The 13,722-nt window shown below is 59.4% G+C and carries 12 protein-coding genes; 7 read left to right on the top strand and 5 right to left on the bottom strand.

The genetic code is table 11. The features are described 5' to 3' along the window. Window positions 1–91 precede the first annotated feature (91 nt). Entirely contained in the window at window positions 92–382 is a 291-nt protein-coding gene (locus NW839_RS08385; protein WP_414350311.1) for a DUF4359 domain-containing protein, read from the top strand. Window positions 383–442: 60 nt separating this feature from the next. Here the strand turns inward: NW839_RS08385 and NW839_RS08390 are convergent, their stop codons facing one another. Both NW839_RS08390 and NW839_RS08395 read right to left on the bottom strand, forming a co-directional pair. After that, a complete protein-coding gene (locus NW839_RS08390) occupies window positions 443–1,564 on the bottom strand; it encodes a methyl-accepting chemotaxis protein (RefSeq protein WP_414350301.1) in 1,122 nt (373 codons plus the stop codon). 237 nt (window positions 1,565–1,801) lie between these two features. Then, on the bottom strand, window positions 1,802–3,019 hold the full coding sequence (locus tag NW839_RS08395; protein ID WP_414329064.1) for an HD domain-containing phosphohydrolase: 1,218 nt from the start codon (window positions 3,017–3,019) through the stop codon (window positions 1,802–1,804). Between the two features lie 215 nt (window positions 3,020–3,234). Here NW839_RS08395 and pth point away from each other — a divergent pair, with 215 nt between their 5' ends. Both pth and NW839_RS08405 read left to right on the top strand, forming a co-directional pair. Further along, window positions 3,235–3,909 (top strand): aminoacyl-tRNA hydrolase, encoded by a 675-nt coding sequence (gene pth / locus NW839_RS08400; protein ID WP_414350302.1) that lies wholly within the window; start codon window positions 3,235–3,237, stop codon window positions 3,907–3,909. Window positions 3,910–4,216: 307 nt separating this feature from the next. Further along, on the top strand, window positions 4,217–5,683 hold the full coding sequence (locus tag NW839_RS08405) for a cation:proton antiporter (protein ID WP_414350313.1): 1,467 nt from the start codon (window positions 4,217–4,219) through the stop codon (window positions 5,681–5,683). Window position 5,684: 1 nt separating this feature from the next. Here the strand turns inward: NW839_RS08405 and NW839_RS08410 are convergent, their stop codons facing one another. Beyond that, window positions 5,685–6,272 carry an FHA domain-containing protein gene (locus tag NW839_RS08410; protein ID WP_414350303.1) on the bottom strand — a complete coding sequence of 196 codons (588 nt, stop codon included), beginning with the start codon at window positions 6,270–6,272 and terminating at the stop codon, window positions 5,685–5,687. 214 nt (window positions 6,273–6,486) lie between these two features. Between NW839_RS08410 and NW839_RS08415 the strand changes: the two genes are divergently transcribed. The 4 genes from NW839_RS08415 (at window position 6,487) to NW839_RS08430 (ending at window position 8,843) form a co-directional block, all read left to right on the top strand. Then, on the top strand, window positions 6,487–6,711 hold the full coding sequence (locus tag NW839_RS08415) for an NAD(P)H dehydrogenase subunit NdhS (RefSeq protein ID WP_011432364.1): 225 nt from the start codon (window positions 6,487–6,489) through the stop codon (window positions 6,709–6,711). Window positions 6,712–6,745: 34 nt separating this feature from the next. Further along, on the top strand, window positions 6,746–7,489 hold the full coding sequence (locus NW839_RS08420) for a low-complexity tail membrane protein (protein WP_414350305.1): 744 nt from the start codon (window positions 6,746–6,748) through the stop codon (window positions 7,487–7,489). A gap of 108 nt (window positions 7,490–7,597) precedes the next feature. Beyond that, window positions 7,598–8,392 (top strand): hypothetical protein, encoded by a 795-nt coding sequence (locus NW839_RS08425; protein WP_414344360.1) that lies wholly within the window; start codon window positions 7,598–7,600, stop codon window positions 8,390–8,392. 193 nt (window positions 8,393–8,585) lie between these two features. Further along, entirely contained in the window at window positions 8,586–8,843 is a 258-nt protein-coding gene (locus tag NW839_RS08430; RefSeq protein ID WP_414350306.1) for a DUF2949 domain-containing protein, read from the top strand. Window positions 8,844–8,906: 63 nt separating this feature from the next. On the opposite strand, the gene NW839_RS08435 is transcribed toward NW839_RS08430, so the two are convergent. Together NW839_RS08435 and NW839_RS08440 are read right to left on the bottom strand one after the other, a co-directional pair. Beyond that, on the bottom strand, window positions 8,907–12,116 hold the full coding sequence (locus NW839_RS08435; protein WP_414350308.1) for an efflux RND transporter permease subunit: 3,210 nt from the start codon (window positions 12,114–12,116) through the stop codon (window positions 8,907–8,909). Between the two features lie 61 nt (window positions 12,117–12,177). Then, the gene (locus NW839_RS08440; RefSeq protein WP_414350309.1) at window positions 12,178–13,476 is read right to left on the bottom strand and encodes an efflux RND transporter periplasmic adaptor subunit; all 1,299 of its coding nucleotides are present in this window, start codon (window positions 13,474–13,476) and stop codon (window positions 12,178–12,180) included. Window positions 13,477–13,722: the final 246 nt, after the last annotated feature.

Consider the following 13,722-nt stretch of genomic DNA (forward strand, 5'->3'; position numbering starts at 1 on the left):
AGATAGGCAGGATGCGATCGCTTCTTTCCTGAACCATGTTCAGGAGAGTTCAGCGTGAATGTATCAGTACAGAACCCATGCAGGGTAACAACTGGCCGCCTACGCTACGCGAGAATACTGCGCTCAGATCCCGTCTTTCTTGGTCACTTTGATTGAGGAATGTCATGCCCTTGTCCGAGAGCTCCAGCCCGAACTAGAAGCTCTGTTCATGCGCCAAACCCGCCGGCAGAATTTTATCCTTTTCAGCCTCTACACCACCGATTTGTCGTTGCTCAACTTTGGCCCACTGGGGATCTCCTTGCCCACCTACCACTTTGAAACCCTTGCCGTGGCTGGGCAATTTTATACTTATGAGACTCGAGAGGGGAAAGTTGACCCCTAGCCACCATGGCAACCTTAGGGATCAGACAGATCCAAAAGAATCTCAAACCCAAAAGGGAGGCTAGATCTGGGCCTGTTCCAACAGGGTTTGCAGCTCTTCCAGGGCCAACTGGGCCGACTGGGCCTGCTGGTAAAGGGATTGCACCACCTCAGCGCTGCTCTGGGCCGATTGCAGTGTGGATTGGCTCTGGCGCTGGATGCGATCTGCCAAGCTGCGAATGCGGTTGCTGGCTTCAGTGGTTCGCCCGGCCAATTTGCGGATCTCCTGGGCAATGGCTCCAAAGCCACCGGCACCACCGCTGCGGTTGGCCTCTACAGCCGCGTTAAAGGAGAGCAGGCGAATGTATCCTGCCACCTCCACGATCAAATCCACGATGGTGTTGATCTCCTTGAGTTCGCGGGATAGCTCCTGGTTGTTGTCGGCAATTTCCTGGAAGAGGGTGCGCACCGCTTCTACCCCAGCAAAGGTGGCGGCAAAGGTGGATTTGCCTCTCTCAGAGAGCACAGAACTGATTTCAATGATGCGGGCGTTGAGGCGAGCCAACTCCTCGGAGCGCTGTTGGGCCCGGCGACGTTCCATGTCTAAGGCCAGGTTTTGGTTGAGGATCTCGGCTTTTTGTCGCTCCAGATCCCGGGCATACTGGAGGCTGCGGTTTTTTTCCTGCTCCAGCTCTGCCAAGATCCTTTTCATCTCTTCCTGCTGCTCCTGTAGCTTGCGCTGGGTGGCCAGATGCACCTGGGCCTGGGCCACCAACAACACCGGCACATCGAGAAGGCGGTAGTCCTGGGATCCCAGTTGAACCACCACGGGGTCATAGATGGTCTCTTCGGGCCGTCGGAAGGCCCGGTCGGCTGCTTGGATGACATCGCAGTCGCCGGGGAGCAAGAGAAAATCCCGGCTATGGAACTCTACCATGGAGCTGATGGGCCGCTTCAAAAACACATCCAGGCCGTAGGGCTTGCTAAGCATCCACTCCAGAATGGCGCGGCGGGTCAACATTCCCCGCACCTGTGACCGCTCGTCCAGCACGATGACTCCTGAAAGGCTGCTGTCATCTTCTAGGCGGCGCACCACGTTCTCACAAGGGGTGGACTCGCTCACCTGAAACTCCACCAAGGCCAAATCGCGCAGCTTGGTGTTGATCGATAGGGTAGGAGTGGGTGGATTTGTCAGGGTAGCCATCACAGGGATCCTCGGCACACGTTGGGTACAGATGGGTTGGATGCCAATGTGTAGAGCAACACAAAAAGTCGGCCCTAAATCGGCCTTTGATGGGGTGATTCCTGCAGAAAATCGACCACCTTCAGTTTGCCCTGGGATCCCACCTTTTGCCCATAAGATTCTGCGGGATTGTACGGAAAGGATGGCCGGGGATCCCTTCTTTGCAGTTTGCGGGGATGGATCCCTTTGAAGCTGGATTTAGCGGGTTTCTTGATAGCGGTGGTAGATTTCCAGAATTTCGCTGCGTCCTCGGTTAAAGGCGGCCACCACTTGCGGGTCGAAATGGCTGCCGCTGTTGTCTTCTACAAACTGAAAGACCTCATTCAAAGCCCAGGCTTCTTTGTAGGGGCGACGGCTGGCCAAGGCATCGAATACATCGGCCAAGGCCACAATCCGCCCTTCTAGAGGGATCCCTTCTCCTTTGAGGCCGCGCGGATACCCACTGCCGTCGAACTTCTCGTGGTGGGTAAGGGCGATGATGGCGCTCTTTTGCATCAGCTCGGAGTCGGACTTGCTGAGGATCTCATAACCAATCTCAGGGTGACGGTTCATGATCTGCCGTTCTTCTGGGGTCAGACGCCCCGGCTTTTGCAAGATGGCATCCGGGATCCCGATTTTGCCCACATCGTGCATGGGACTGGCGTAGAAGATCAGCTCTTGCTCATGGCTGGATAGGCCCAAGTGCTTGGCGATGATGCGAGAGTAGTTGCTCATCCGCTTCAGGTGAAAGGAGGTATCTTGATCCCGGTATTCTGCGGCCAGAGACAGACAGAAGATGGTCTCGAAGTGGGCAGATTTGAGCTCTTCCCGCAATTGGACGTTTTGATAGGCAACCGCCGCCTGGGAGGCTAGGGCTTCTGCCACGCTGACTTCCAGCTCAGAAAAAGGTTGGCTCCACTCGGCCACTTGGTCAGGAGCTAGGGGGGTGGGGTGATCCGGCTTTAGGCGGTTCAACAGTTGTAGGGCGCCGAGGATCTTTCCTGAGGGATCCCGCATGGGCACAGTGAGCAAGGAGCGGGTGCGATAGCCGGTCTGCCGATCCACCTGTGGGTTAAAGGCATAGGGCCGGTCGGCGGGCAGGTGGTAGACATCTGGCAGATTCAGGCTCTCCCCGGTGAGCACCACATAGCCCACAATGCTGGAAGGGCTGAGGGGCAGGCGCAGATCCCGCAGCTCCTCATGGCGGTTGACCACGAAAAAGCGCAGTTCCTCCCCCTCTCGGACAAAAAGGCTGGCCCCATCACAGTGGGTCAGTTCTCGGGCTTGAGCAACAATCAACTCCAGCAGCCGCTGCAGATCCGTTTCTGAGGAGAGGGCGATCCCCACTTGAATCAGACGCTGGCTGAGGCGCAGGGCATCCGAGGCATCGAATTCGGTTGTGCTGGGGTGAAGACCGAAAGGGGTGGGCAGGCTCATAGCAGGGTTGGTCAGAAGCGTTCACAATGAGCGTTGACAATAAACAATGGCAGAGTCATGGGCGGCGAGCCATTTGCCCCCAGGGATCCTCACCGCTGTCCCGACTCAGTCCGGCTGGGTATCTGACACCTTCGGGGCGACCAGCAGCCCAAAAACACGCCAACACCACTCAAAGCAGCGATGCCTTACTTTAGCTCGAGGAGGCGAGAAACGTTGTGACCCAGGTCAAGCCCAAGGGAACCGATGAGATTTCCCTGCAGCTCGTTGTGGGCCTGGGCAATCCCGGCCCTCAATACGCCAATACCCGCCACAATTGCGGCTTTATGGTGGTGGATCGGCTGGCGCAGCGCTGGGGGATCCCGTTGGTTTTGGAGAAGCGATTCCAAGGTAGCTACGGAGAAGGGTTTGCCCTGGGAGGAAAGCGACGCTTGCTCAAGCCGGAAACCTACATGAACCGTTCCGGCCAATCGGTGCGGGCGGTGCTGGATTGGTACAAGTTAGATCTCGCCTCTGTGCTGGTGGTGTACGACGACATGGACTTGCCGCTGGGTCGTCTGCGCCTGCGGGGATCCGGTTCTGCCGGTGGGCACAACGGCATGAAGTCCATCATTCAGCACTTGGGGAGCGAGGCGTTTCCACGGCTGCGTTTGGGGGTGGGCAAACCCAAGGGCAGCCAAGATGTGGTCGGGCATGTGTTGGGTGGATTCGCCCCTGCAGAACAAGAGGTGCTGGAGCGGGTGTTGGATGTGGCGGTAGAGGCCGTGGAGTGCTGCTTGCAAGAGGGACTGAGGACAGCCATGAACCGCTTTAATCCTCTGGATCTGTCTGGGCCATCGTCCGATTTGGATGGATCCGACCCTGCACCGGGCCAAGGCGAGGCTTCCTCCTGAGGAGCAGCTTGTCCTGGATTGCCGGTTCTGAGGGGTTTTCCAGGAGAGGAAGTGGTAAGGGCTTCGTCCTGCTCATGGGAACGTCTGTGGAGACAATACTCCAGATAAGTATCAATTATCTGGAGTATAAGAGTGCCTACCTGGGCGTTGCCAACAGTTCCCAAGGGAGGTTAGCTTCTGTAACAGTCTTCCAGCAGAAGGGCGAAAGGAATGGGAACGGCAGCGTTCCCACCAGGGCCGGCCCGAGACAAAAAGCTGTTCATCATTTGAGGGTGAGATCTTGCTGTTGAACAACCTAGATTCAGTGTTGCTTGCTGTTGAAGCCGCTGCCCCCCTTGAACCGGAAGGGGCTGCCAATCTTTTACCCCTGATCTTGGCGGCGGTGCTGATGGCTCTGGTGGTCATCTATCTGGCCAGCCGTATTGCCGGAGAAATCGCCGTTCGCCTCGGCTTTCCGCCGGTGCTGGGAGAATTGCTGGGGGGCGTTACGGTGGGAACCTCCGCTCTGGGGTTGCTTGTCTTCCCAGAAGGACAAGTTTCCGGCCAAGAGCTGCACACCTTGGCTCAATCCTCAGCACTGATGCAATTTCTGCAAGCCACTGCCGGACTCGACGAGGGATCCCTGGTACAGGTGTTCTCCTCCCAAAGCCAGATCATCGACATCCTCTCCGAGATCGGGGTGATCGTCCTTTTGTTTGAAATCGGCCTCGAGTCGGATCTGGCCGAGCTGTTGCGGGTCGGCCCTCAAGCCGCAGCCGTAGCCGTCATCGGGGTCGCTGTGCCTTTCCTGGCCGGAACCCTGGGCTTGCTCTACCTGTTTCATGTGCCCGTTATCCCCGCCATATTTGCCGGCGCTGCCCTCACAGCAACCAGCATCGGCATCACCGCCCGCGTCTTGGCCGAGCTGCAAAAACTCACCTCCCCAGAAGGACAGGTGATCATCGGCGCCGCCGTCTTGGATGACGTGTTGGGCATCATCATCTTGGCCGTGGTGGCGGGCTTGGCCAAAAACGGAGAAGTCAACCTTTCCGATATCGGCATCATCATCCTCAGTGCCATCGTCTTCTTGGTCGGCTCCATTGTTTTGGGGCGCCTTCTCAGCCCCTACTTTGTGGCCCTTCTCAACAGCCTGAAGACCCGAGGTAACCCCCTTCTGCCCGCCCTCGTGCTGGCCTTTCTGCTGGCTTATGTGGGGCAAATCATTCATCTAGAAGCGATTTTGGGCGCCTTTGCCGCTGGCCTGATCTTGGCCGAAACCGAGAAACGGCAAGAGCTGGAAGAACAGATCAAGCCCATTTCCGACCTACTGGTGCCCATCTTCTTCGTCTGCGTTGGGGCCAAAACCAACCTTGCCGTACTCAACCCCACCCTCCCCGTCAACCGAGAGGGGCTGATCATTGCCGTCTTCTTGATCGGAGTTGCCATTGTGGGCAAGCTAGCAGCGGGCTTGGGGGCCTTTGGCAAGCCGGGCATCAACCGCTACGCCATCGGAGTGGGCATGATTCCCCGGGGTGAGGTGGGCCTGGTGTTTGCCGGTGTGGGGGCCGCCAGTGGGGTTCTCTCCGATGCCCTCGATGTCAGCATCATCGTCATGGTGATTGCCACCACCTTTGTCGCTCCCCTCTGGCTGCGGGGAGTGTTGATTGGGGAAGCCAACTCCCCCTCCCTCCTGGACTTGCAGGCAGAAGCGTCAGAGCAAGAGCGCAAAGGCGGCGCCGACGAGACCGCGTCATCGCTCCCAGACTCAGAACGGGTGGGCATCCCCGAGGGTTAAGTTATCTCAGCTTCCCCCTCAAACGCCCCCAGAGCGTCTGCAACAGCAGCCGCAGCGGATTGCGGCGTTGAGGCTTCACGTCAATTCTCTCCGTCGTCTCCTCTTGGGGCAAAATTGCCTGCATCGAGGGCGGATCAAACCGCTGCATGGTTGTGGAGCGCCGATCCACCACCTCCGCCTTCACGCTGCGAAAGCTTACAGACTGGAGATACCGCTGAAAATCTTCGTCTGACAACTGGCGAATGCAGTACTGCATCCGCACCTGATTCCCCAACAGGATCTGATCCCCATCCTTGAGATCCCAGCTCAAACATCTCTGCCCATTCACCGAGACGCCGTTGGTGCTGCGCTTGCCCTCGATATTGCCGTCCAGCAGCCGGTAGGTATACTGGCCATCTTTTTGGGGTAGCCGCAGCAGCAGCGCGTGTTGCCGGGAAACCGCCGCCGAATCGATGACAATCGCATTGCTGGGATCCCTGCCGATGGAATAGGTGGCAGCACTGAGGGCCACAGCCCGCCGTCCTTGTTCATCATCGATCACCAACACATGCCAGATTTGGGAGGGGGAAGACTGTGCGCCGGTAGCCATGGTCTGGGGCCTTGAGGGGGAGCTGGGTTGACCGTCGAAGTTGCAGTGCAGGCCCCTTTCGTGTTAGCGGGCTGGCAGCCACACCTCAGCCATTGCCCAACCCTCGGCGAACCGCTGTGGGAAGAAGCTCAACGAGGGGGAGACTCGGCAAGAGAGGGGCTTTCCCCCATAATAGTAAGGCAGAGCTTCTGCAAAAAAAGAGGATAGCTGAAACGTGAACACGACTCCAACCCCAACCCTCCTCGAAGCCCTTCCCCCGATCTACCCCGGCGTTGCCGTGCGGGTCATCAACCCCAACGACACCTACTACTGCTTTGAGGGCCAGGTACAGCGGGTTACCGACAACCATGCCGCTGTCCTCTTTGAAGGCGGCAACTGGGACAAATTAGTCACCTTCCGCCTCACAGAATTGGAAGTGGTGGACAAATCCCGCCCCTAGCCCTGCTCTCCCCTGTCCCTTTTGGCATCTCCCCATGCGCAGCCATTGGCAGGAACCTTTCCTCTGGATCCATGCCGCCGGCATCCTCCTCTTCCCCTTGTGGGTGGGGCTGACCCTGATCGGGCTGGCCACAGGGGATCCCCTCCTGCCGGTGGGGGTAGAGCAGGCCTGGGTGGCCGTGGTGGGCATTGGGCCGGTCTTTGCCATGCAGTGGCGCAAACCGTTTGACATCTTTAGCGTGTGGGTGGCTTCTGTCCCCCCAGAAGAACTCACCCTCGAGCAGCGCCGCATCTTGGCCGCCTTCCTCAGCCCCGAACATAAGATTTTGACGCTGTTGGCGGCAATCCTGATGCTGGAAGTCGGTGAGCGCCTCTACGACTTTGCCCCTCTCTTTGCCCCGCTCACCCCTGGCAACGGCACCCGCCTGGCCGGCCTGGCCATAGCCGCCTTCGGGTTTTGGGGATCCAACCTGTTCTTGCAGATCCCCATTGCAACGATACGGGTACTCCTCCTCAGCGAGCCGGAGCTGGCTCAAATGGATCCCGTCCCCGTCGAAGAGATCGAAAGCCGCTTCTCCGTCATCGGCGATCGCCGCAGCCCACTCCTGCAACGGCTGTTGCGCCGCATCTCCGGCCAAGATTCAGAAGGCACCTCGAAAGACCAAAAAGACAAGGATAAAAACAGAGCGACAGAAAACCCCCAGCCGGAATCCGAGAAACGGGATCCCTCTGGGGAAGTTGCCATGCCGGCCCCTGAAACTCCCCCCGATCCCACCTAAGGCAAGCTTCCGCAAAAGCTGTAGCTCGATGTTAGATTGGAAGCAATCCAGACATCGTGAAATCGAACCATCGGCATTCCCCTGATCTTCGAGGCTACCGCACCGGCAATGGCGAGCAACTTTTCTTTCCGCTTCAAGCAATTTACCCAACGCCTCAGAGAAACCACCCAACTTCCCCAGTTTTTCACCGATCAAGCCACCAGTGAAACCCAAAACCTCGCTCGGGAGTTGGCTTTGGTTGGGGAATACGCCACTCAGCTTAGCCAGGTGGTGATGGAGGTGGACTTTCTCAACCAGCTCTACACCCGTCTTTTGAACGAGCGGGAAGTGTTGCAGCAGGAAAAAGATCACTTGGAAGCGCGGGTCTTTGAGTTGCAACAGGAACGCAACGAGACGGAGCCCCAGGTGATGTATTTGCGAGAGCAGCTCAGCCAGGCCAGCTTTCAACTGGAACAAACTCAAAACCGGGAACGCAGCCTTAGCGAGCGAGAACGACAGTTGTCGGAAATTGTAGCCCAACTGGAGCGACGGCGGGCTGTACTCAACCAAGCCATCGAAAACCTCACCAATCAAGAGGCCGATTACACCGTTCGCACCAAAGAACTGGAGGCGGTCGTCCGGGAAAACGAAAAGAAAGCCAAGCAGTACCTGGAAGCTGCCAACCACTACCGCGCCTACCTGGAAGAGCTCAATGCTCAAGTGCAAGAAACGCAAGCCAAGCTGAGAAGCCTTGGTGTCGAGCCCAAGCCCGCCGACCTGCCTCGACTTGAGGATCTGGAAAAACCCACCCCCATCCCAACGCCACCCCCTGCCTACACGCCTCCTCTCCCCCAACAGCCCCCCCCATCCCAGCAGAGTGGCTATTGGTCAGATAGTCCCTTCGACGACGACCCCTGGGGATAGACCGTCCTGCCAGGATCTATAAGCCAGCTTTGCGACAAAGCTCAGTGCTCTCTGCCCGAACTGGCCTTGGGGATGCCTGGGCGCTCACGTACCCTGGAAGAAACCTGTTGCAAGGGATCCGCAAGAAGATCCCCAGAATCAGTACGAGGATCCCGATCCTCGACATTCAATCCTTTCCTGCCCAGCCAAACCTATGGAACCGACCCTGCCGGATTTACAGGCCCTCAGCCAATGGGATCGACAGTTCTGCCAGTTTGCTGCCCAGCAGCAGCTCCTCAAGCCCAAACAACTGGCTCTGGCCCTGAAGATCCAACGGCAGCAGCACGGCCCTCTAGCCTTGATCCTCTGGCAGTTGGGCTTTGTGGGCCTGCAACACCTGGCTCAGTTCTGGGAAAAAATGCCCAGCGAAGCCGAGCTCGAACTGCTCGAAGACAGGGCCCTCGGTGGATGAAAGGTGCCCCCTTCCCCCACTCGCTTTTCCGCCAGAAGAGAAGAAGCAAGCAGATCCCTCTTGCTACCCAACGCTGTCGCCACCAGGCAGCAGATCCTTGGGATCCTCCGGCGGCGGCAAATGCGCCAGATCCACAGGTGAAGGGGATCCCCCCAAAATTCGCACCTGGATCCCCTTGATCACGACATAGAGCACCGGCACCACCAGCAAACTGAGCATTGTCGAGACGAACATGCCGCCGATCACCGCCGTGCCCAGAGACTGACGGCTGGCGGCCCCGGCCCCGCTGGCCACTGCCAGCGGGAAAATGCCCAGGATAGTGCTCAGGGCGGTCATCAGAATGGCGCGGAAGCGCGTCTCGGCTGCTTGGGTGGCAGCTTTGAGCAGTGGGATCCCTTGGGCAACCAACTGGTTGGCAAACTCCACAATCAAGATGGAGTTTTTGCTGGCCAGCCCGATCAACATCACCAACCCGACTTGGCAGAAGACGTCGTTGGTCAAGCCCCGCAGCAGTTGCGCCAAAAGAGCCCCAAGAACCGCCAGCGGCACCGCCAACAAAATGATCAAGGGATCCACATAGCTCTCAAATTGCGCCGCCAGCACCAGGAAGACGAACACCGAGCCCAAAGCAAAGATCAGCGGCGCCTGTCCTCCCGACTCGATTTCTTCCAGCGACAGGCCCGACCACTCGAAGCCAAACCCCTGCGGCAACAACTGGGCGGCTAGAGTTTCCATAGCCCGAATCGCTTGCCCTGAGCTAAAGCCCGGCAGGGCGCTGCCCTGAATTTCCACCGAGCGGAAGAGGTTGAAGTGGTTGATGATGGCCGGGCTGGTGGTCTCCTCCACCTGAACCAGGGTGCTCAACGGCAAGAGCTGCCCCTGCCCACCCCGCACGTAGAACTGGCCGATGCTTTCCGGGTTACCTCGGAATGCTTGATCCGCCTGCACATAGACCCGGTAGTTGCGGTTGAACAGGTCGAAATCATTGACGTAGGTGCCCCCCAGCAGCGTCTGCAGCGTGCCGAAGACATCCAACAGAGGGATCCCCAACAACTGGGCCATCTCCCGATCCACCTGTACTTCTAGCTGCGGCGAATTGGCGTTGAAGGTGGGCGGGTTAATCCGCAAGCCCAAGGGGGGTTGGCCCGGCGGGGGCGGCGAGTTGCCCACAAAAAACAGGGTGTTGGCCGTCTGCTCCAAGAGGTTGAAATCGTTCACCCCCCGATCCTGAAGCTGGAAAGTAAACCCGCCCGCAACCCCCAAATTGGGAATGGCCGGCGGCAGGATCGGGATCACCAATGCGCGGCTGATCCCGCCCAAAAAAGGCCCAAATAGCCGGTTGACAATCGCTTGCGCCGATTGCTCCGGTTGCCGCCGCTCTTCCCAGGGCTTGAGGGTGGCAAAGATCAGCCCATTCCCCGGCGAGGGCCCGGTAAAGCTGAACCCCCCCACGATCACCCGATTTTCGATCTCAGGGATCCCCTCCAAAATAGCGGCGGCCTGCCGGATCACCCTGTCGGTATAGTTGAGGGAAACCCCCGGCGGCCCCTGGACAATGGTGATGAAAAAGCCCTGATCCTCATCCGGCACAAACCCCGTCGGCACAATTTGGAACAGCCAGTAGGTGAGGCCCAAACAGGCAATAAACCCCGTCACCACCAACAGCCGCAGCTTCACCACCAGCTCCAGCAGGCGGCAGTAGGCCGCTCGGATCCCTTCCACGGCGCGGTCAAACCAGCGCAGCAGCCAAAACATCTGCTCTGAGCGGGGGCGAATTAGCAGCGCCGACAAAGCCGGAGCCAAGGTAATGGCATTAAACGTGGACAGCGAAACCGACACGGCAATGGTGACGGCAAACTGCTGGTAGATGCGACCGCTGGTGCCAGGAAAGAAAGCAACAGGCACAAATAGCCCCAGCAGCACCAGCGTCGTGGCGATCACCGCCCCCAACACCTCGTTCATCCCCGCCGAGGCCCCCTGCAGAGGCCGCATGCCGCGGTCGCGGATGTAGCGGGAGATATTCTCCACCACCACAATGGTGTCGTCCACCACCAAGCCAGTGGCCAGGGTGAGGCCGAACAGAGTCAAAGTGTTGATGGAAAAGCCAAACAGGCGCACAAAGGCGAAGGTCCCCAGCAGCGCCACCGGAATTGTAACGGTGGGAATGAGGGTGACGCGCCAATCTTGCAAAAAGATGAACAGTACCAGCACCACCAGGGCAATAGCCTGCAGCAGGGTAAAAATCACCTCCTGCACCGACTCGGTAATGAACAGGGTGGCGTCGAAAGGGATCTCGTAGATCAAGCCGGGCGGAAAACTCTCCGCCAGCTGCGCCAACGTCTGCCGCACCTGCCGCGACACCTCTAGGGCGTTGGCATCCGGTTGTTGGGTGATGGCGATCCCCACCGCCTCCTGCCCCCCGATGCGGAAGAACGTATCGTAGCTTTGGGCCCCCAGCTCTACCCGGCCCACATCGGCAATGCGCACCAAGCTGCCATCGGCGTTGGCCTTGAGAACGATCTGGGCGAACTCCTCCGGCTGCGACAGCCGCCCCGTGGCCTGGACGCTGATCTGAAACTCCTGATCCGGGGGGCTGGGCTGGCCGCCAATTTGGCCGGCGGGCACCTGGATATTCTGCTGGCGCACTGCGTTTACCACATCCAGAGCTGTCAGACCATAGCTGGCCAGCCGCGTCGGATCCAGCCAGATGCGCATGGCATAGGTGCGCTCCCCGAAAATGATGACATCGCTGACGCCGCGGATGCGCCGCAAAGCATCCCGCACAAACAGCTCCGCGTAGTTGCTCAAAAACAGCTCGTCGTATTCCCCCGCCTCTGAGCGCAGCGCCAACACCAGCACAAAGGCGCTGTCGCCGGCCTTTTCCACGCTGATGCCGTTTTGGATCACCTCCGCCGGCAGCCGGCCCTGGGCCCGCGCCACCCGGTTCTGCACATCCACAGCCGCCGTGTCCAGATCCCGATCCGGGCTGAAGGTAACGGTGATCTGGCTGGTGCCGTTGCTGCTGCTCACCGAAGAGAGGTAGCGTATGCCCTCGACGCCGTTGATCTCCTGCTCCAGCACGTTGGTCACCGTCGTCTCCACCGTCTCGGCATTGGCCCCAGGGTAAACGGCTGTCACAGTTACGGCTGGCGGCGCCACCTGAGGGTAGTAGTCCACCGGCAGTAGGGGAATGCTCACCGCCCCCACCAGCACGATCAGGATGGAGCAGACGCTGGCAAAAACAGGGCGGCGAATGAAAAAGTCAACAAACATAGTCCAGCGCAGTGAGGAGTGAAAGGGGATAGCTGAGTTGGGAAACCGCCGGAGAGAGGACCTAGGGCGGGGATCCAGGAGGTCTCCCTCCCCCTTGTGGCTGCATCCTCTGCTGAAAAAGCACCTCATCGACAATCGGTGCGCCATCGCGGATTTTTTGCAGGCCAGTGAGCACAATTGGCTCATTGGCCTCTAGGCCCTCCAGCACCTCATAGCTGTTCCCGTGGATGGATCCCAGCCGTACCGGCCTTTGCACCGCCACCGCCCCCGGGGGCATGCCCTCTGCTGGCGGCTCCGTCGTTTGCACTGTGTAGACAAAGGTTTGCGCTCCCAAGCGGGCCACCGCTGTCACCGGAATCAGCAAGGCCGGTCGCTCCTCCCAGATGACACGAGCCCGCACAAACTGCGCCGAGCGCAACTGGCCGGCAGGGTTCTCCAGAAGAGCCTTGGCCAGCACCGATTGCGTGGCGGCGTTGGCTTCGGGAGCAATGAAAGAGATTTGGCTGCTGCCGATCACCTCGCCGCGGCTATCCAGGATCTGCACCGGCGTGCCAATGCGCAGCTGGGGGGCCCGCTGCAACGGGATGTTGAGGTTGAGCTCCAGCGCCTGGGTTTGGGTCAAGGTGGTCAAAACCGTCTGAGGCGTCACGTAGTCCCCTTGCCGCACCAAAACATCCCCCACAATGCCGGCAAAGGGAGCTGTAACCTGGAAAAACTGCAATTGCACCTGCTGCCGCTCCGCCTCTGCCTGGGCCCGCTGCACCTCTCGCTCTGCCCGCAAAATCGCTGCCTCCTGGGCGCGGATCTGCTCCTGTTGCGCTGCCAAAGCCGCCTCCGCCTGGCGCAGATCGCGGCTGGACTGATCCACCTGCAACTGGCTGATGGCCCCCTCCGCCAATAGGCGCAGGTTACGTTCGTGCAGATCCCGGGCAAACTCCGCCGCTGCCTCTAGGCGCATCCGATCCGCCCGCAACTGGCTGAGCAGAGCACGGCTGCTCTCCAGGTTGGCTTGGGCCGCGGCAATCCCCGCCGTTTGGCCGGCCACCGCCGCCTGTTGCTGCCGGCTGTCGATCTCAAAGAGAGGGGCTCCGGCAGCCACCTGGGATCCCAGCTGCACGAACACCTGGGTCACCTGTCCACTGACCTGAGGGCGGATACTGGCCACCTGCTGGGATCCGAGGCTGGCCATGAACTCTGAAGTCTCTTCGATTTGCTGTTCCTCTACCCTGCCGACGGCCACTGGTGTGGGTTGGCCTTCTCCGCCCCCTTCACCCCCCATGCTGCGAGGTGGCCCGCCGGGCCGGCAAGCAGCTACCAAGAGAGAAAGGCACAACAGCGGCAGAGCTGTTCGCAGTTGCATCGTGAACCTGCCTCCCTAACGGCTATCCCAACAGAGGGATCCCACCTCTGCATTGACTCAATCAACCAGGGTACTGAGACTGTGCCCTGCTGCGCCTGTGCAAAAGCGCTGGCCATCCTTCCCAATCCAGAGCTAGGGTGGATGCGTGACATCCTCCCGGCGCTCGTCCTGTGGATAGAGCGCGGGCCACCCTTCCCGTCAGCAGGACGGAGTCCTTACCTCGCGGTCGGGCATTCCTGCCCCACG

Origin of the sequence: Synechococcus sp. R5-15 (assembly GCF_047462035.1) — a bacterium.
In the GTDB taxonomy this organism is placed as follows: domain Bacteria; phylum Cyanobacteriota; class Cyanobacteriia; order Thermostichales; family Thermostichaceae; genus Thermostichus.